At 48.5% G+C, this 19,212-nt stretch carries 15 protein-coding genes and 1 pseudogene; 7 read left to right on the top strand and 9 right to left on the bottom strand.

Going from position 1 to position 19,212, the window contains the following annotated elements:
* The first annotated feature begins 46 nt into the window (after nt 1-46).
* Nucleotides 47-1,528, top strand: coding sequence for an insulinase family protein (locus OIK42_RS14710; protein ID WP_273641792.1), 1,482 nt, complete (start codon nt 47-49; stop codon nt 1,526-1,528).
* Here the strand turns inward: OIK42_RS14710 and OIK42_RS14705 are convergent.
* Complete coding sequence (locus tag OIK42_RS14705) at nt 1,525-2,124, bottom strand: DNA-J related domain-containing protein (RefSeq protein WP_273641791.1); 600 nt, start codon at nt 2,122-2,124, stop codon at nt 1,525-1,527. The two genes, OIK42_RS14710 and OIK42_RS14705, sit on opposite strands and share 4 nt — an antisense overlap.
* Nucleotides 2,125-2,183: 59 nt before the next feature.
* On the bottom strand, nt 2,184-3,059 hold the full coding sequence (locus OIK42_RS14700; protein ID WP_273641790.1) for an EamA family transporter: 876 nt from the start codon (nt 3,057-3,059) through the stop codon (nt 2,184-2,186).
* A 309-nt stretch (nt 3,060-3,368) separates the two neighbouring features.
* Here OIK42_RS14700 and OIK42_RS14695 point away from each other — a divergent pair, with 309 nt between their 5' ends.
* The gene (locus tag OIK42_RS14695) at nt 3,369-4,346 is read left to right on the top strand and encodes a GGDEF domain-containing protein (RefSeq protein ID WP_273641789.1); all 978 of its coding nucleotides are present in this window, start codon (nt 3,369-3,371) and stop codon (nt 4,344-4,346) included.
* Between the two features lie 116 nt (nt 4,347-4,462).
* Entirely contained in the window at nt 4,463-5,269 is an 807-nt protein-coding gene (locus OIK42_RS14690) for a hypothetical protein (protein ID WP_273641788.1), read from the top strand.
* A 354-nt stretch (nt 5,270-5,623) separates the two neighbouring features.
* On the opposite strand, the gene OIK42_RS14685 is transcribed toward OIK42_RS14690, so the two are convergent.
* Entirely contained in the window at nt 5,624-6,091 is a 468-nt protein-coding gene (locus OIK42_RS14685) for a DUF3718 domain-containing protein (RefSeq protein ID WP_273641787.1), read from the bottom strand.
* Between the two features lie 435 nt (nt 6,092-6,526).
* Between OIK42_RS14685 and OIK42_RS14680 the strand changes: the two genes are divergently transcribed.
* Nucleotides 6,527-7,435, top strand: coding sequence for a dienelactone hydrolase family protein (locus OIK42_RS14680; protein WP_273641786.1), 909 nt, complete (start codon nt 6,527-6,529; stop codon nt 7,433-7,435).
* Between the two features lie 42 nt (nt 7,436-7,477).
* On the opposite strand, the gene OIK42_RS14675 is transcribed toward OIK42_RS14680, so the two are convergent.
* From OIK42_RS14675 to OIK42_RS14660, 4 genes and pseudogenes are all read right to left on the bottom strand, one after another.
* Nucleotides 7,478-7,666 (bottom strand): hypothetical protein, encoded by a 189-nt coding sequence (locus OIK42_RS14675; RefSeq protein WP_273641785.1) that lies wholly within the window; start codon nt 7,664-7,666, stop codon nt 7,478-7,480.
* 9 nt (nt 7,667-7,675) lie between these two features.
* A pseudogene (ureG, locus tag OIK42_RS14670) lies at nt 7,676-8,152 on the bottom strand (urease accessory protein UreG); the annotation flags it as partial.
* Nucleotides 8,153-8,276: 124 nt separating this feature from the next.
* Nucleotides 8,277-9,416, bottom strand: a complete 1,140-nt coding sequence (gene galK / locus OIK42_RS14665; protein ID WP_273641784.1) for a galactokinase — start codon at nt 9,414-9,416, stop codon at nt 8,277-8,279.
* The gene (locus OIK42_RS14660; protein ID WP_273641783.1) at nt 9,417-10,463 is read right to left on the bottom strand and encodes a UDP-glucose--hexose-1-phosphate uridylyltransferase; all 1,047 of its coding nucleotides are present in this window, start codon (nt 10,461-10,463) and stop codon (nt 9,417-9,419) included. It abuts the gene before it with no gap.
* Nucleotides 10,464-10,645: 182 nt separating this feature from the next.
* On the opposite strand from OIK42_RS14660, the gene OIK42_RS14655 reads away from it, so the two are divergent.
* The 3 genes from OIK42_RS14655 to OIK42_RS14645 all read left to right on the top strand — a co-directional run bounded on the left by OIK42_RS14655 (nt 10,646) and on the right by OIK42_RS14645 (nt 16,947).
* Nucleotides 10,646-11,647, top strand: a complete 1,002-nt coding sequence (locus OIK42_RS14655; RefSeq protein WP_273641782.1) for a LacI family DNA-binding transcriptional regulator — start codon at nt 10,646-10,648, stop codon at nt 11,645-11,647.
* A 144-nt stretch (nt 11,648-11,791) separates the two neighbouring features.
* Complete coding sequence (locus OIK42_RS14650; RefSeq protein ID WP_273641781.1) at nt 11,792-13,588, top strand: tetratricopeptide repeat-containing sulfotransferase family protein; 1,797 nt, start codon at nt 11,792-11,794, stop codon at nt 13,586-13,588.
* A 236-nt stretch (nt 13,589-13,824) separates the two neighbouring features.
* On the top strand, nt 13,825-16,947 hold the full coding sequence (locus OIK42_RS14645; protein ID WP_273641780.1) for a TonB-dependent receptor domain-containing protein: 3,123 nt from the start codon (nt 13,825-13,827) through the stop codon (nt 16,945-16,947).
* Between the two features lie 275 nt (nt 16,948-17,222).
* Here OIK42_RS14645 and OIK42_RS14640 read toward each other — a convergent pair whose 3' ends face one another.
* Both OIK42_RS14640 and OIK42_RS14635 read right to left on the bottom strand, forming a co-directional pair.
* The gene (locus OIK42_RS14640) at nt 17,223-17,636 is read right to left on the bottom strand and encodes a MarR family transcriptional regulator (protein WP_273641779.1); all 414 of its coding nucleotides are present in this window, start codon (nt 17,634-17,636) and stop codon (nt 17,223-17,225) included.
* Between the two features lie 171 nt (nt 17,637-17,807).
* Nucleotides 17,808-19,118 carry a serine hydrolase domain-containing protein gene (locus tag OIK42_RS14635; protein WP_273641778.1) on the bottom strand — a complete coding sequence of 437 codons (1,311 nt, stop codon included), beginning with the start codon at nt 19,116-19,118 and terminating at the stop codon, nt 17,808-17,810.
* Nucleotides 19,119-19,212 lie beyond the last annotated feature (94 nt).

The raw sequence follows: 19,212 nt of genomic DNA, 5'->3' as shown, positions 1-19,212 counted from the left end.
TGATGCTTAATTAAGCAACCTAAAAGAACATCAACCCAGGTGAAACATGGCTCAACAGACACGTCTGACTAACGGACTCAACGTCGTCAGTTTTAACCAACCGGCGCAGGAATATGGCGCAGTGTTTGTTGTGCCAACGCCAACGTTAGACAGTTCTGGCGTTGCCCACCTTATAGAACATCTGGTGTTCCGATACTCAGAGCGCTATCCGCACAGGCACACCTTCTTTGCCGCCAATAGCTTGCTTCCCATCAAAATTGACGCTAGCAGCCATCAGGGTTTTAGTTATTTTTACGCTGTGTCATCCAGCAAATCGGTACTATTGAAAGTAGTAGGGTATTTATTTGCAGGCATTACTCAGCACTCCTACCACGATGACGATATTAAACGTGAGCGTGACGGGGTGTTAGCCCGCGAATTAGCAATGTATCAGGCTACGGCTGAATATCAGCTAAAAATGAGCATTTGGCGTGGCGACCGAACTCCGGACTGCTACCACCACTGGGCTGGATATGGCGATACGTTGGCGCAAATCACCGGCAGTGATGTAACGCAGTACAAAACACAGTACTACCAGCCTGACAACATTACCTTGCTGCTCGGCGGCGTGGCGGCCGATGAACTGCCGCTACTTTGTACCAGCCCGGTTGACTCAGCGGCGCCAGATTACCAACCCAAACAACATAAATTCGTTAGCACAACACTAAAGGACGATTATATTTTTAGCTGGTGGCTGCCCGAATGTTATATCGATGGACTGCTGTCGTCGCAGGAACGCCTTAGCCAGGCGATGCAAAAACATGACATGAAGGTTTACATCGAAAGCTCCGCTAATCACCAACGCAAGTTTGCCATGCGACTCATTGGCCGGCCTGGTAAGCTTATGGAGGCCCAGCAAACACTGATTGACGAAGTTCGCCGTCTGCACATAGTGCCCAAACAACATATTTTTCTAGAATCGTCTTACCCTGACACCATTAATGCCTTATTGGCCTGGTATCACGGCCAGCAGCCACTCAATCGAAAGGTAGTGGCCTTATCGCAGGCGCTGGCCTCCACACCCGCCATTACGGGTAAGCGCCCGTTGCTCAAACCCGTCGTCAGGTTACCCGGCAATAAAGCAGACTTTACGACTACCTGCCCGTTGGTCAATGATGTTCTGCTGCCCCAGGCGCCTGCGTTGCCGGGCGATTTACCGGCCCGCCTCGACACGCTTGCACAGTCACTGAGTAACGCTAAACACTTTGTGTTTAATCAGCAGGATTGGATCATGCATGTACCGCTCAGCGACCAAACGGGGGCGCAGCAAGCAGAGCTGCTTATTGGCGTATTGTGCGATGAACGACTTTGGTTACCACGAACCAGCGGCCAGTGCTATGCCATGGGTGTGCAAGGTACCGCGGATGGTATCCGCATTTACGGCGTGATGGATGATGAGCCGCAACAGCGTAACAAACTCATCGAGCAGCTTTTTACACTTTATCGAGAACAGACCAAAAACACAGCGCACAACAATTCAACTGATTAACTCAGCGTATTACATAACACCCGGTAAGCGTGGCTGATTTTCTGTGTAACTTCGGTACTGCCGCCCTTATCCGGATGGTGACGCTGCAGCAACTGTCGATAACGCTTTTTAATGACAGGCGCAGACAACTGCTCCTGGGTATCAAAACCCAGAGCCTGGCGAGCTTCTTGTACATCGCCCTCAGCAGGGTTACCGGTGGTTATACGTTGCCAGAAATCGTTAAGTAAAGCATCCACATCGCTGCTTGTGGTGGTGGTAAAATTATCCCAGTTAAGATAGTAAGCTTTAAGACTGTCGCTCTCAGTAATCCCAGCCTGGCTATGCGTGGCTGGCAGCAGCCTGATTTTCAGGGTATGAATATGCAGTTCGCCAATCCCCTGCTCCCGCCATGCATCACTGAGCGTGTAGAGCGCATTGAACAAAACGAAATGGCAGCGGAACATCACCAGCGAATCAGCTAAATCAACATTTTCAAACACGCACCAGGGCGGCTGTTGTAACAGTTTGATTAGCGCATACTCTGATAAGCCCTCCATTAACTGCGGCCTCAGCGCATGCAGTGCTTCACAAAGCACCGGATCGCGATAATAAGACAATACGTTTCCTTATTAATGGTAATTAAACATTCTACTACTCGCCCCGGCTGCGCCGCAGCCTAAGTCCAGATCACTAACAGCGCGGCAATCCCTATAAGCAACAAACCGGTTATTTCGTGTTGTTTTACCGGCTGTTTGAGCCAAATCACTGAAATAAGCATAGTGGTTAACACTTCAAGCTGCCCCACTGTTTTAACGTAGGCGACATGCTGAAGCGCCATCGCCGTGAACCAGCCTATGGATCCTAAACAGCTGGTAACACTGGCCGCCAGCACTTTACCCGGCTGTGCCGCGAGCTTTTTGAAAGTGTCGGGCTGATGGCTGGCGATAAAAGCAACTAATGCAACTGTCTGGAAGGTTAACACCCAGAACAACACCCAGCCCGCCGCCTGAATAAAGGGGATAGGCAATTCATGACTGGCTTCTCTGACAAACAGTGATGTAAGCGCAAAACAGGTACCACAGCATAGTCCAACAAGCACGGTTTTAGTCGACAGCTCGCCGCCCCGGCGCCAGCCGCTCAATACAAATACCGCGACAGCACCAATCAGGATCCCCAGCCAGCCCAGTGCACTTAGCTCACTGCCGAAGAACAACAGTCCTAAAACGCCGGCAGCAAGAGCTTCACTTTTAGCCAGTCCGGCCCCCACCGCAAAATTCTTTTGTTTAAACAGGATGACCATCAGCGAGGTGGCCGCAATTTGCAATATTGCAGCCAGTGTCACAAACCACCAGAAGGTGGCATTAAATGTCGGTACCCCAACATTAAAAAACACCGATGTGGCGGTAACGTATATTGCAGCAAGGGGCGGTGCGAATAAAAATCGCGACAGTGTTACCCCTATGGTAGGCACGGTGCCGCTCAACTTGCTTTGTATGGCATTGCGAAATGTCTGAAACAACACCGCCATGAATGTAAATAAGATCCAGGTCACAAGAGTATTTAGCAGCTTAACAAGGAGAGAATGGCACTAGGTTACCGATTATTTTATCCCAATGCTAACCCATGCATGTCAAATTATGGCGACTATTATTCGTCTTAGCACAGCTCACATGCAGCGACAGCACGTCAATAATAAAAACCAACACATAAATATAGGCATTAATTAACCTAAAAATGGTCGCAATGATATTTAGGCACTAATATAAAATAACGATTACGTTAAACCCGACCTATAATCAATGGTATCTGGGGCATACATTCCTCTGGTTTTTTTTGCGCGAGAGCTTGGACGGTGGTTGATTTGTTTGACAGAATATTTGACGGCAGCCTGATGCCCCATGGCCATTGCCTGTTATGGCGTGGCGATTTGTTGTTTCTGCACCTTGCTGGCGATATCTCAACGGTATTGGCCTATGCACTGATACCCGTTGGTATTTTTTACTTTATACATAAGCGTAAAGATATCGAGTTCAGCTGGCTCGCGTTATTATTTGCCTGCTTCATTGCGTTTTGTGGGGCATCTCACCTTATTGGCATCCTCAATATCTGGCATGGGTATTATTTTATCGAAGGGGTGATTAAACTTCTCACGGGTATCATATCTATTGTGACAGCCATTTTTTTATGGCGTCTCATGCCCTCATTCATTCGCATACCAAGTATCGAAATGCTGCAAGAGCGTAATGCCCAACTCGAAGCGGTGCGCAGCGAGCTTGAAGAAGTGAATAAAACCCTCGAAGAGAAAGTAAAGCAACGTACGCTTGAACTCGAACGGCAGGCCAATACCGATACGGTAACCGGTATTGCCAGTCGCTACGCCATAATAGAGCGCCTCCAACAGTGCTACTCTTCGTTTGAGCGTTACCGCCGTCCATTCTCAATATTGATGGTCGATATCGATCATTTTAAACAGGTCAATGACACCCATGGCCATCAGGTAGGCGATGACGTGCTCCATGAATTGGCGCAGTGTATTTTTAATAACATACGCGGTTCAGATACGGTGGGGCGCTACGGTGGCGAAGAATTTTTAGTACTACTACCGGAGTCTAACGCCGCTAAATCACTCGAGCTGGCTGAACGGATCCGTTCTGAGATAGAGCAACTACACATGGTTAATGATATTCATGTTACCGCCAGTGTGGGCGTATCAACCATTACCGAGGGTATCAGTTGCGACGTATTAATCAGCCAGGCTGATAAAGCCCTCTATGCGGCCAAGAAGCTGGGCCGTAACGGTGTTATAGCCTACCACGAAGATTTACCCAACCTGACTTAGCCACACCTGACCGCCGTGACAATCACCTGTCATCTGAACATTTGTAGTGCAAATATGAGAGGTATACATTAGATTAAAAAATCACACCCATAACGTAATACTTGCAGGATGCACAAATGAAGTATGGATTTATCGCAATATTGGTAACACTGTTTTTTATAGCGGGATTCTTTACGAGTCAACGTTATCCGTTAACAACGGCCTCACAATTCACAGCGCTTAATGCCACCCACACAGACAAGCAACCGGGCCCTGGCTTGCAACCTGACTCAAGCACTGCATCAGACTCAACTTCCGAAGATAATGCGCCTGAAGTAATATCACAGACGATGAGATCTGCTCAACTTACCGATACTGAATCTGGTAACACGGACTCTGTTCATACAGGAAATAACGCAACGTCCGAGCCCCCTTTGCAAGCTGCACAGTCAGATAAGGTAACTGCTACCCTTGCTCAAGCTGAACAGCAATTGGCCGCAGAAAAATACCCCATGGCACAACAGGAATTTGAATACTGGCACGAAAACCATTTACGGGAATTAAAAGAACGCATGCGCGAAGCATTGGGTGAAGATGCTGACTGGATGTTCAAAGAGGTGTCTGAAGACAATTCTCTGCTGACCAACCCCGTTGCGAACACTCCACTGGAAACAGATCTGGCCTGGCGCCAACGCACAGAACAAGCACTCAGCGACTTACTCTATGCAGCAAATACCGACCCGGATTTTAAATTACAGGGCGTAAGCTGTATACAAAAGCAATGTGAAGTCACCATAACAGGCGCAAATCAAGCCGCCGGAATCCGACTGTTCATGCAGTTAGCCACCCAAAAACCAAACGGTATAAATAGCGCATCTCAACCGACTTTTTTTAGTAAACCCGACCATAGCTACTGGTTGTATTTTACCTTGCAGTTTGCTTAACAAACGATAACTTTTACGGTTTCAAACGTCGCAGGGCCGGTTAGCCCAACATCATTCTGGATTGGAGCGCTGGCGAAGACCAAAGATTTATCCGTTATTGCAATGACGAATGATTGCCGCGTTTGGGTTCGGTTTGCAGTGTGATAATAATGATAGTGCTTTAACAGGCGCGAGAAGCGCTGAATGCGAAAGGTTTCGCGATGTGTTGGCAAGGGGTTTGGGAGCTTATGATAGTCGCTGCTAAAGGGCTTTTTTCAGACGACGTAAACTAATAAATCCAGTGCTATGTCGGCCGCTGCAACAGCGGCCGGCAAACTTTCCATTAGCTTTGTTTCCATATACCCGAGGGTAGGATTACTCTGCTGAGTTCGCTTTTACCACAACGTTTTGCGCGTTGTAACGACGTACAAAGTTAGTCATAGACTTGCTGTTACAGAAAATTGTTTCGCCTTCAAGGTTATACTTAGCAAGGGCTTGCGTTTCGCCGATAGATAACGCGTCTAAACAGGCTTGAGTAGCAACGTCCTGGTCTTTTGCAACTAACGCAAACGACGAGGCAACAGCGTCAGAATTGTCAGCATACAGGTTTGCGAACTTTTTCAAACTTACACCGTTACACGACACGGTCGCTGAAAAAGTAACAAAATCCAGACCACTCTTACGAATTAATTTACGTGCCGCAAAATAACCGTCGTTAGCAGCAGTCAGACAGGCTTGTGTTTCAAGGTTGTCTGATACTGGTTTGAAAACTACTTTTTGTGCAAAGGCCTGAGCAGAAGTCAGTGCCAGGGTAAAAGTAATAGCTAATGTAGAAAGTTTCATAGTGAATCCTCAATGTGTAATTAAACAACAGTTTTGTCTCTCGATGGTTGTATTATGCACGATTAAAATTATTTTGAAAGTAGTTTACGTAATTAAATTACATATTTTGAGTATTTCTTGTCATGATCACCTTTTATATGTAGTTTTTTTACATTTAATTATCTTTATGTTGAAAGTTTTTTTCAATCGCAACAGATTGTTGATAACGAGCGCAGTCAAATACTGTAAATGAAGCGGTGGCAATCAGTAGGCATTGACTCATCCAGGGCGATGGCATCTGCTAAATACTGAATGACAGTAAAACAAGCGCCGCGTCCTGAAGCCGCAAAAAAGAATATTGCAGCGGTTTTGATTATTTTGTGATCGGGCGCAACGATTAACACATATAGTTAATAGATAAAAAATAACCAACCATCACACTACGGGTAAACCGCTATGAACAAGCCAGTGCAGCAACATCAGGAGTCATCACCAGTCATTCCCCAGGAAGCGTTCGATTGGTACGATCAATATGCCCATGGCATCATTGACAGGCGCACCTTTATGGCCAAGCTCGGCTCACTGGCTGCACTGGGCTTTAGTATGACCATGCTCTCTTCAGCGCTGTTGCCCAACTACGCGTTGGCCGAACAGGTGTCCTTTAACGATCCGGACATTATTGCTACCTACGAAAACTTCCCCTCAGAGAAAGGCCACGGTGAAGGCCGGGGATACCTGGTTACACCAAGTCGCCTCACCACCAAAGCACCTCTTGTGTTAGTGGTTCATGAGAACAGAGGTTTAAATCCGTACATCAAAGATGTCGCCCGGCGAGCAGCAAAGGCCGGTTTTATTGCTTTTGCGCCTGATGCTTTGCATCCACTCGGTGGCTATCCGGGCAATGACGACGAAGGCCGGAGCATGCAGCGCTCTCTGGACAGAGCCAAAATCGAGCAGGACTTTATTGCCGCGGCACAATTTCTCAAAGCTCATTCAGCCGGTAACGGCAAGCTCGGCGCGGTGGGATTTTGTTTTGGCGGCTATATTGTAAACATGCTGGTCGCTGCAGTGCCAAATGTAGTAGTGGCAGGCGTGCCCTTTTATGGCACACCTGCGGCAAAAGAATTGCGCAGCAACATCACAGCGCCCCTGCTTATTCAGTTAGCGGAGCTCGACCAGCGGGTGAATGCCACCTGGCCTGAGTACGAAGAGGATTTAAAAGGCAATAACGTCGATTACACCATGCACATGTATGCCGGGGCTAATCACGGGTTCCATAATGACTCCACCGGCCGTTACGATCGCGACGCGGCTGAATTAGCCTGGCAACGTACCTTAGGTTTTTTCAACGAACACCTGGCTTAACACCACTTTTGCCGGGTGAGTCACGTCACCCGGCGCACAACTTTACCCTTCTTTACTTTGCTTTTGCAGGCGTTTAACGCCCCACTGAATACCTTTCAGTACCACTAGCGCCAACAAGCTATAAAACGCGAAATGATAAAACTCATGAAACGTTGCATTTAAAGCGTGATCGTCGTGGGCCTGTGCTGCTGAACAAAGCAGCAAGCTTAATACCGTAAGTAGTAATTTCATATTGAGTCCTTATTCTGGTTTTGTGAGCATGCCTTCTACCTCGATGAATTTAATGATGTCATCGAGGCCCTCGCCGGCTTTTAAATTAGTAAAAACAAAAGGTCTGTCGCCGCGCATCTTGCGCGAATCCCGGTCCATTACCTCCAGTGAGGCACCGACCATGTCAGCAATATCTGTTTTATTAATGATCAGCAGATCTGATTTGGTAATACCCGGGCCGCCCTTACGGGGGATTTTATCTCCAGCAGAAACATCAATAACATACAGGGTTAAATCTGATAACTCCGGGCTAAAAGTGGCACTTAAGTTATCGCCGCCACTTTCCACCAGCACAAAATCGAGTTCGGCATGGCGCGACTGCAGCTCGTCAATCGCCGCCAGATTCATCGACGCATCTTCGCGAATTGCAGTGTGCGGACAACCGCCGGTTTCCACCCCAATGATGCGGTCTTCTTCCAGGGCGCCGTGCCGGGTTAAAAACTGGGCACAAAAGTGCCCGACGATTTAGTCAATTTACGCCATAAAATAGAGCAACGACTGGCCGCCAAAAATATTGTGTTGCCTGCCGATTATCCGTGGTGATACAGATAGCCCAGAGCGCATTCAGCGTTTAAGCGAATGCGCCCTGGCCGGCAGTACACACATAGATATCCGCCTGATACCCTGTGGCTTTTGGGTATTTTTCGGCAACGACCTGCTTAATAGCCGGCACTTTGTCGACCGGCGCCAGTGCCACGACACACCCACCAAAGCCGCCGCCGGTCATGCGTACGCCGCCATGTTCGCCAAGCAGCTGGCCGACTATGTCGACCAGATAATCGATGGGTTTTACGGTAATTTCAAAGTCGTCACGCATTGATACGTGAGACTCAGCCATTGCTCTGCTTAACACCGCAATATCGCCGCAAGACAAGGCTTTACTTGCTGTGATTGTGCGGGAATTTTCGGTGATGATATGCAAACAGCGTCGATATACAACATCGGACATAGCACTTCTGTTATCCTCCAACAGGCCAAGGCTTGCTCCCCGTAATGATGATACGCCCATAACGGCAGCCCCTTCCTCGCATTGCTGGCGACGCAAATTATATTCGCTGTCGACCAAACCACGCTTGACGTTGGAATTAATAATCACTATCTGCAGGGAATCTGGCAGTGGACAGTGCTGCATAGTCAGAGACTGGCAGTCTAATAGCATTGCATGACCGGCCTGCCCCATGGCTGAAATAAGCTGATCCATAATGCCACAGGAGCACCCGACGAAAGTGTTTTCGGCTTTCTGTCCTGCCAATGCCGCCTGAACTCCCTCTATAGGTAAATCATATAACTGTGCAAAGGCTTTTACTGTTGCCACCTCAAAGGATGCCGATGAACTTAAGCCCGCGCCTTGCGGCACATCGCCCGTTACCAATAAGTTAGCCCCACCGATGTGAGGAAAATCCGCACGGAGTACTTTGACCACCCCACGCACATAGTTTGCCCAGCCCTGAGACTCATCAAACGCGATATCATCGATGGCAAAGGTATTTTGCTGATTGTTGTAATCCAGCGCCGTGACCACAACCTGCTTATCATCACGTGTTGAGGCAGCTATCCAGGTGCCAAAATTTATTGCAGCGGGGAAAACAAAACCTTCATTGTAGTCGGTATGCTCGCCAATCAAATTGACACGACCTGGCGCCTGTACAATGCATTGCGGCGCAATACCATAGAAAGCGTCGAACTTGGTTGTGAGGACCTGATTATTCATTTACGCATTCACCTTTTTATAATGTGTATCGGGTAGTGCTTTAAGCCGCTGCGCAGCTTGCTCAGGGGTTAGGTCGCGCTGCGTTTCAGCCATTAACTCATAGCCCACCATAAATTTCCTGACGCTCGCTGAACGCAGTAGCGGTGGATAAAAGTGTGCATGCAGTTGCCATTCATCATGTGGTTTGCCATCAAAGGGTGCACTATGCCAGCCCATCGAATAAGGAAAAGACGTTTCGAACAGATTGTCGTAGCGCACCGTTATATCGCCAATAATCTGTGCTAACGAGGCGGACTGACTGGCCGTCAGGACGGCGAGTGACTGAACCTTAAAAAGGGGTAAAAGGAGCGTTTCAAATGGCCAGGCCGCCCAGTAAGGCACTACCACCAGCCAGTCGTCATTGCTGCACACCACACGCTCCTGCTTTTCTACTTCTCGCTGTGCGTAGTCAAACAACATGCTGCGACCATGCCTGGCAAAATAGTCACCGAATTGCCGACACTTTTTAGCCGGTTCAGTAGGGAGATGTTGTTGTGCCCAGACCTGCCCATGAGGATGTGGATTAGAGCACCCCATCATTGCACCTTTGTTTTCGAACACCTGCACCCAGCCATAGGTTTTGCCCAGCTCTGCCGTTTGTGCTTTCCAACACTCAACCACCTGCAACCGTTCCTCATGGGTAAGCTCTGGCAAGGTTTTACTGTGATCAGGTGAAAAACAAATCACCCGGCTGCAGCCCTGCTCGGTTTCAAATGTGAATAGCTCATCGTGGTCTGACGCGGCAACGGTATCTTTCTTTAGCGCCGCAAAATCATTTTCAAAAATAAAGGTACCTGAGTAACGTTCATTGCGTTCACCATTGACCCGGGTATTGCCCGGACATAAATAGCAATTCGGATCATAAGCTGGCTTTGGTTCGTTGGATGGCTCGTCAGATTGGCCCTGCCACGGCCGCTTTGCGCGGTGTGGTGATACCAATACCCAATCCCCGGTCATCGGATTGTAACGACGATGGGGATCGTTAGTTGGGTCAAAAGGATTGCTCATAAAACACTCGCATAATTGTATTTTCAGGGAAAGGGTAAACGTTTACCCTTAATTTTATAGTAAGCTTATACGTTTTAGCGTAGTGTTTGCAATATTTGCAGCAAGAACCCCGTGCACTTTATAGAAAGGGTGAATGCGCAGCGCACATACAGATACAAACCATCGGAAAAAATAACAGTGTCATGGCTACAATAAAAGATGTCGCAATATCAGCCGGGGTGTCTTTAGCTACGGTTTCACGGGTCGTAAACAATGGTCCTAAAGTTGGCGAGAAAACCCGTCAGCATGTCAAAAAGGTGATGCAGGAGTTGGGATACCGCCCCAATGCTAATGCCAGAGCGCTGGTAACGCAAAAAAACGCCGCGCTTGGTGTGGTAGTTGCTGAGCTTCGCGATCCTTTTTTTGCCATGCTCGCACATGGAGTGGAAACCGTCGCGCGCAACAATAATGTGCAGATACTGCTAAGCGCTGGTTCTATCGAAGAACGTACCGAGCTTAAAGCAATTGAAACCCTCATGGAATATCGGGTTGATGCCATGGTCGTACACAGCAAAACCCTCGACGATACCACCCTGATTAACTTTGCTGCGCAAATTCCAGGCTTTGTGCTAATTAATCGTTACATTGCGCAAATAGCCAATCGCTGTGTGTGGCTGGACAACGTTACCGGCGGTCGGTTGATGGCCGAATACGCCCTATCACAAGGCCATAGGCAGCTTGCTGTTATCAGTAGTGATTACCATATTGATGATCCCAACGAGCGGCTCGAGGGCATAAGGCAAGCCATTGACGCGGCGGGGCTTAAATTGGATGAGTGTATGATTGGGTACGCATCGCCGGACCAGGAAGGCGGCATGCAGGCTATGCGCAACGTACTTTCAGCCAGTACCGATTTTTCAGCGGTGCTGGCCTACAATGATGCCATGGCAGCCGGCGCAATGACCCTGCTGCAGGATCGGTGCATTGACGTTCCTAAGCAAGTGTCAGTGATAGGCTATGACGACGTCATACTGGCCCAATACTGCCGCCCCAAGCTCACAACACTGCGTTATCCTATCGAAGCCATGGCAGCAAAAGCGGCTGAATTAGCCATACATTATGCCGCGGGTAATCAACCACAAGATAATGTCACCTTTAAGTACACCCCGACTATCGTGAAACGAGATTCTTTAGTCAGGCGCTAGGCGCCGCAACGGGCATTGCTGTTTTACCAGGTTATTCCAACGGTTTGTGGATTACCTGACAGCTTTGTTGCAGAGCAAAATAATAGCTGGTAGCCTTTTTTGCCTTATCAGTGCAGAAGCCTTTATTGCGTGGTTAATCAATCTATGTCGCAACAACCCACACAGTCAGTATTAACGCAGGCGAACTTGCTAATCTCAGCAGGTGACCTTACCGACGCAATAAAGCTTTTGTATCAGGCGGTACAGCAATACCCACACTTTTATCAGGGCTGGTTGTTATTCAGCAAATGTTTGTTTGAAGTCGGACATAAAAAAGAGTCTGTGCAGATTGCTCAGCATGCCGACAGCGTCGATCCATTAAAACAAGATTTTCAGCGCATACAGCAATGCATGCAACACAATCAGCTCGATGACGCCGCCAGCATTGCCCGTCAAATGTTGCACCAGCAAGCGCACCACCCCAAAGCAATTTTTACCCTGGCAAGCATCGCTCTGACCAAGAATACCCCCCTGCAAAGCATTGACTTACTGGAGCAGGCTGTGGCGCATTTGCCGGCTAATGTCACGCTGCGTAAGCTGTTAACTGACAGCTATGTCAAAGCCGGCTATTTTGCCCGGGCCATTGCCAACGCAAAGGTATTAGCTGAATTGGATGAATGTTTTGATACCTTGTCAGCCCTTATCGATCTGTTGTTTAAATATGGCCAGTACGGCGAGCTTCTCGAATATTGCCAGCGGGCTGGCGCCCATACAGGGAACGATAAACAAAAGCAAAGCCTGTTGGATTTAAGACGTGGCCAGACATTACGGATTATGGGCCGACGTAACGAAAGCATTGACTGCCTGCAGTCGAGTTTGCAGGCTAACCCGCGCAATGCAGAGGCCTGGTGGGCTCTCGCCGATTTTAAAAATTACGACTTTAGTGCCGAAGATAGACTAAAACTCGAATCGTTACTGCAGGCCGGAGGGGCTGACCAGAAAAACCCCGTCGCTGCATTTGCCTATGCAAAACTCAGTGAAGCGGAGAGTTCTGCCGCGCAGACGATGGCGCTCTATAAAGAGGCAAACCGGCTCGTCAATTGCGCTCATTATCAACCGGCGGTTATGCAAAACGAATTTGCAGCGCGCATGAAATCCTATAGTCAGGATGTGCTCGCTGTGCAGGCCAACCAAATAGATCAAACATGCATCCCTATATTCATTGTCGGTTTACCGCGCTCTGGCTCTACCCTCATTGAGCAAATGCTGGCCAGTCACAGTAAGATAGAAGGCACCATTGAGCAGCCCACGTTACCCAGCATTGAACGACGCGCTCATCAACATGCACGCGAACAATATAATGCAGGCCTGTCAGACGCTATCGGCAAGTTCAGCGCCGCAGAACTGTCGGCGTTTGGCCAGGCTTATCTTGATGATGGCGCATTGTTCCGCTCTGCAAACTGTCGCTATTTTACCGACAAGCAACCCTTCAATTTTCGGCTGATAGGTCTGATCCATAAAATTCTCCCTCATGCCGTGATTATTGACGTGCGGCGCAACCCCATGGACTGCGGACTAAGCCTGTATAAACAGTATTTTCATTCGGGCGTGGATTTCAGCTATAACCTTAGTCATATCGGTGCCGCCTACAATGCCTATGTTAACCTGATGGAATACTGGTCAAACGCATTACCCGGCAAGGTATTAACCGTGCAGTATGAAGCTCTGGTCCGGTCGCCGCAGCAACAAATCGAACACATATTGCACCATATTGGCTTAAGTTATGAACAGAACTGTCTGGATTTTCATAACACCGAGCGGGCGATTCACACCGCCAGCAGTGAACAGGTACGAGAGCCAATTAATGCCAGAGGAATAGGGGCCTGGGAGTCTGTAGCTGCCGAACTCAGTGAACTTGAAGGAAGCCTGTCACCTGCAGTGTTAGCACAGCGCCGCTTTTAAGGCTGACCACATCGAGCGAATAACTTCTCAGTAATACGATGCGTTGCCATGCAATTGCACACCACGCACTATTGCAGTGCATAATATTGCTCTATAATTGATCGATGCCGCACCTTTTGTGTCTGCGCCTGTGCGCAAGGCCAGCACCTTCAAGCCCTGTTAATAATGGCACAGAGTATGCTGCATAAATTGTTTATTCGTATAAAACATAATAAAAAGTCGTTGAGGAAACCACTATGGGTACACACAAGCATCAACTTAACGTAAAACGGTCAGCCGTTTCGTTATGCATCGCGACTGCGCTCGGAATGAGTTACGCAGCCAATTCGATGGCACAGGAATCTCAGGAAGAGGAATTAAAAGCGGTCGAAGTTATTGATATTACCGGTTCACGCATTCCAACCGATCCCAACGTTATTTCATCGGTACCGGTACAATCATTAAATGCCAAAGACATTGCCATGTCAGGTGAGCTTAACCTGGCTGACATCGTAAACGACATTCCGGCCTTGATTTCATCGGTCACTGCCGAAAACACCGATACCGGCTCAAACTCGCTTAACTTACGCGGATTAGGGGCTGACAGAACCCTGACCCTGGTTAACGGTCGCCGCCATGTGGCCGGTTTCCGTGGTTCTCAAGCGGTGGATGTGGGTACTATCCCTCGCGCCCTGGTTGAGCGTGTTGAAGTCACCACTGGTGGTGCATCGGCGGTATACGGTGCTGACGCCGTAACCGGTGTTGTAAACTTCATCTTAAAAGACGATTTTGAAGGTGTGCAAATTAATGCCACAGGCGCTGTGCCTGAGTCATCCGGTGGTAGTTCTTTTGCGTTAGATACCGCTTTTGGTAAAAACTTTGACGACGATAAAGGTAACATCGTATTCACCGCCTCATTGGAACGAGAAGAAGAGCTTCTACACGGCGATCGCAGCTGGTCACGCAACAACGGCATATCTTCAGTTGTGCCCACCAGCCCGGACGACCCTACCAGAATACTGGCCAGTGACGTACGCTACTGGTTAACCTCTAATGAAGGCTCTATTGCCCCCTCCTTCGGTGGCCGTGACATTAACTATGTCGATATCAACGGTAATGGTGTGCCAGACTGTCAGGAATCTCGCGCGGGTCGAGACGATTATCTTGCCGGCTGCTGGATTACCAACCCGGATGGCTCAATCAGCGTGAATCAGGATGGTCCGATATATAACGGCTTATTGAGTAGTGGCGGTAATGGCGCCAGATTTAACTTTGATAACGATACCCTGATGCCGAATACCGATAAGTTAATTCTTAACCTGAACGGTAACTATCAAATCACTGACGAAATCAATGGATTCTTTGAAGCCAAATACGTTCGCGCCGAAACCAACTTCTATGCCGAATATGACAGCTATTACGATACATTGTTTATCCAGGCTGATAACCCGTTTATTCCTGAGCAAATGCAGCCTGTGGTTGCCCAGACGGGCGGTCTGCTGCTGACGCAGGATGCCATTGGTTGGGATGACGATGAAACCCAGTATATTCGTGAAACCAAACGCTTTGTTGGTGGCTTTACCTGGGATTATTCTTACGATCACTCACTGGAATTTTCCATTAACCACGGTAGCTTTACCAACACAACCAATTACTCTGATCAAATTACTGACCGGGTGTTTGCAGCCATGGATGTGACCACGGGCCCGGATGGCAACCCGGTATGTCGTTCTGATATCGACCCAACAGCGGCTTATGAAATTGATTATTTCGCTTACAACGAAAATTACGCTGATGGCGCGTTCTCGAGTGACCGCTACTATACCTTTACGCCAGGCGATGGCCAGTGTGCGCCGCTCAACCCATTTGGTTTGTTTGCAGCCAGTGAAGAAGCCCAGGATTTTATTACTGCCAGAAAGCAGGATAAGCTAACCGTTGAGCAAACTGTCGTTAGCCTTACCGGCGTTGGTCAGTTCAACTTCTTAGACAGCGTATTAGACGGTTCACTGGGTTACGCAACCGGCCTTGAGTACCGCGAAGAATCAAGTGACAACCGACTCGATCCGCTGGAGCGTGGTATTTTACCAGAAGGTACGCCATACACAGCAGGTCAGCTGGTTAGCACGGTATCGCCCTGGTTGAACTTCCTGACCGGTATAGACAACGTGCAACAATTTAATACCGCTGGTGAATACGACGTTGTCGACGCCTTTTTAGAAGTGCGCCTGCCAATCTTTATGGACAGATCCTTCGCTTACGAATTTACCGTAGACGGTGCTGTGCGAGTTGCTGACTATTCTACCCTTGGGCAAACAACTACCTGGAAGGTAGGTGTGTCATACAGCCCGGTAGAAGAATTAAACTTACGCGGTACCGTGTCTGAGGCAGTACGTGCGCCAAACATCACCGAATTGTTTGATCCGCAGTTGCCTATCACTGTTAATTTAGATACTGATCCCTGTGACCCGGCTAATATCAGCGCAGGTACTTCATCTCGCCAGGCGAACTGTGTAACCGACTTACAGGCAGCAGGTGTACCCTTATCTGACATACTGGATGCGGACGGTAACTATATCTGGCTGAACCCACTGACTGCCCGCTTCTCTGGTACATCAGGTGGTAACCCTGAGTTGGATGTAGAAACCGCTGAAACCGTGACATTCGGTGCTGTATTCAGACCCAGCTTTATTGAAGGGTTAACCCTGACCGCCGATTACTGGAGTGTTGAAATTGAAGATGCTATCTCTGCGGTAGATGCAGCGGATATACTCAACGGTTGTTTCGACTCAGTAAACTATCCGGCACTTGGTTTTTGTAACCAGTTTGCTCGTCGTTCCGATGGCGGCTTAAATGACTTAACAACTGGTGAAATCAACTTCGCCCGTGTTGAAGCTGAAGGTATCGATTTCTCTGCAAACTATGTCTTTAGTATAGGTGCAAGTGACTTTGGTATTAGTGTAGTCGGTACCCGGCAGAAAGAACTCAACCGTTTCTTCAATCCTACCGATCCAACAGATAACGATGTGGGTCTGGAAGAAATTCAGTCTCCTAAAACGGCTGGTAATGTTGAGTTGAGCTGGACCCTTGGTGATTTGAACATGGCATTCCAAACCACATATCAAAGCCGTCAGGCTTATGGTGAGGTAGAAAGCTCTCTTGGGTTAGGTGATGCCAGTAAGATCTACGGCGATGCCAGTGGCTTCTTTGGTAGCACCATTATGCATGACTATAACGTAAATTATCGCGTCGATGAGAGTCTGTCGGTATTTGGTGGTGTGAACAACATCACTAACGAAACACCGTTTGCCACCCAGGAAGCCTGGCCAACAGGTCCTCGCGGACGGACATTCTTCTTCGGTGTTAACTTTACTATGCAATAAAACCCAACAGGTCGCTGGCCTGCATGCTTAGCATAGCAACCAGCGCCTGTTAAAGGTAAATTACACCGTTAAAAAACGGTTGGTCCCATCAGGTGACCAACCGTTTTTTTATGCCTGTAGCCCATGATTTTCAGCAGTGAAAATGGCAGGAAAAGACCATCACCTCAGCTATTGGCAAAGCCTGTTATTATTAACACTTACAATGGCTGATGAAAGCCCCGCAGGTTGCGAGGCGGTTGTCAGTGTAACCTTGAGGTTAGTGCGCAGCGCTGATATCAATCCGGATTAACGTTTTTGAGACCTTCATTAAAATCCAGTAACAGTTGTTTAAGCTGTTGTTTCTTTTGCGGTGAAAAGTGCGCCAGTACCTCCCCGGCCATTTTGAATCTCAGTTGCGTAATTTGCTCAATAAGCTCAAGCCCCTCGGAGGTTAACTGAACCGGCTTTACGCGCAAATCCCGGGTATTGCTCGGGCGCGTGACTAACGCCCTGGCTGTGAGTCGGTTAAGGCATGTGGTTAGCGCACCAGACGTAATGCGAACCTCTTCCAGTAACAGCGAAGGGGTAACAATGTGGGGAGCACCTTGTCGGCGTGCACAGGCCAGAACATCATGCTCAGTTTGGGTTAATTTAAACTTGCGCAGCACCCGCATGCCCACTTCGTCCGCGTTTGCGCCGATGCCAATCAAACACCCGATTAGCGCAGCTTCATCAACCGGTAACTCCGGATGCAGGTTTTTCCACTGTTGTTCTGCCCGCGCTAAAAGGGCCGGAACCTGATTTATTTTATTAATGGTAAACTACCCGGCAACATTTGAATCGGTAAATTATACAACAAACCTAAGCGCCGCAGCGATGGTTTAACGCCTGGTACCCACAAGGGTGTTGCCGTTAATCTCAATGATGATTTGCTGGTCCTTAAACGCGATTGTAAGTTCGTTGGTATATGTCAGGCCCAGTTTATCATCGGGCTTTTTAGCTAACAGCTCGTCATTCAGAAACAGTTTTCCGTCCACACTTTGCAAGGTGACGATGTTGCTATCCATCATTAAATGACGCTGAAGTTCATCCGCTTTAAAGACATACCGGCCCAGAAATGGCTGGTATCTATCTGCAGAAGGCAACATATTGGTATCGGGAATGGCATATTGCAGATCGTTAATTGCCATAAAAATATCACCCATCAGGGGCAGAATAGGCGTGTTTCCCCAATTGGACGTAATCGCAATAAAATCCTCGGTGTCAGGCGAGCGAACCATCACGCTTTTGGTGCCATAGCCGCTCCCTGCCGCGAACCTTAGCATGCCGTCACCAAAGGGTTTTAATGTCCAGCCATAACCGTGAGAATCTCCATCCTGTGATTGAATATGCGCAGCAAACATGGCATTGGTTATGGCTTCATTTAATAGCTGGTAACTTTCCAGCGCCACCACAAAACGATACAGATCATCGACCGTTGAATACATTCCGCCGCCTGCGTTGTCACCCAGGTGTTTGGTTCTTTGCGCTGTTGACACCCCATCGGGTGTCATATGGTAGGGGGTCACCTGTCGTTCAACCACTGTATTACCGGTGTAGACGCCGGTATTTGGCAGCTTAAGAGGCTCGAGGATCTGTTGGGCTATAAATTCACTAAAGGGCACTTTACTGACATTTTCAACAATGCGCCCGAGCAGCGTAATCCCCGCGTTAGAGTATTCATAACGCTCCCCGGGCGTAAACAACAGTGATTGTTGCTCTATCAGCATGGCGATTTGTTGTTCAAATGTCAGCGACTGGTGCGATGCAATGCCGGACTCTCTCGGCAAACCGCTGGTGTGGGTCAGCAAATGATGCAGGGTAACTTCATCGCGCCAGCTTGCCTTAAGTTCCGGTAAATATTGCGCAATGGGCGTATGCAAACTGACCTTGCCGGCTTCCGCTAATTTCAGTACCGCAGCGGCGGTAAAGACTTTCGACACCGAATTAATCGACACTCTGTGCGACGGCGAGTTGGGCACGTCAAATTCGCGGTTAGCATCGCCAAAGCTGGCTTTGTAAATCTCTTCTCCGCCTTTAACCACCTTCACAGTGCCAGCAAAACCAAAGACGTCATGATACGCCGTGGCAATATGGTTAACCTGCTCAGAATACGCAGTTTGAGCGCCGCTGCTGCCAGCGAAAGCGCTCACAGCTATTAGTGGCACGAGTAATAGTAATGAAGTGTTAAAAACAAATGTGAATCGCAAGGTACTGACTCCTGGTGAATTTTGCTGGTCGCATTAA

Source organism: Alteromonas gilva (assembly GCF_028595265.1).
Lineage (GTDB): Bacteria > Pseudomonadota > Gammaproteobacteria > Enterobacterales > Alteromonadaceae > Alteromonas > Alteromonas gilva.
This window is presented reverse-complemented; position numbering and strand designations above follow the sequence as displayed.

Bases quoted from the DNA above. Each gene is read 5' to 3' on its own strand.
- OIK42_RS14710 (WP_273641792.1), top strand. From the start codon at position 47: ATGGCTCAACAGACACGTCTGACTAACGGACTCAACGTCGTCAGTTTT.
- OIK42_RS14690 (WP_273641788.1), top strand. From the start codon at position 4,463: ATGAAGTATGGATTTATCGCAATATTGGTAACACTGTTTTTTATAGCG.
- OIK42_RS14685 (WP_273641787.1), bottom strand. From the start codon at position 6,091: ATGAAACTTTCTACATTAGCTATTACTTTTACCCTGGCACTGACTTCT.
- OIK42_RS14680 (WP_273641786.1), top strand. From the start codon at position 6,527: ATGAACAAGCCAGTGCAGCAACATCAGGAGTCATCACCAGTCATTCCC.
- OIK42_RS14675 (WP_273641785.1), bottom strand. From the start codon at position 7,666: ATGAAATTACTACTTACGGTATTAAGCTTGCTGCTTTGTTCAGCAGCA.
- galK (WP_273641784.1), bottom strand. From the start codon at position 9,416: ATGAATAATCAGGTCCTCACAACCAAGTTCGACGCTTTCTATGGTATT.
- OIK42_RS14660 (WP_273641783.1), bottom strand. From the start codon at position 10,463: ATGAGCAATCCTTTTGACCCAACTAACGATCCCCATCGTCGTTACAAT.
- OIK42_RS14655 (WP_273641782.1), top strand. From the start codon at position 10,646: ATGGCTACAATAAAAGATGTCGCAATATCAGCCGGGGTGTCTTTAGCT.
- OIK42_RS14650 (WP_273641781.1), top strand. From the start codon at position 11,792: ATGTCGCAACAACCCACACAGTCAGTATTAACGCAGGCGAACTTGCTA.
- OIK42_RS14645 (WP_273641780.1), top strand. From the start codon at position 13,825: ATGGGTACACACAAGCATCAACTTAACGTAAAACGGTCAGCCGTTTCG.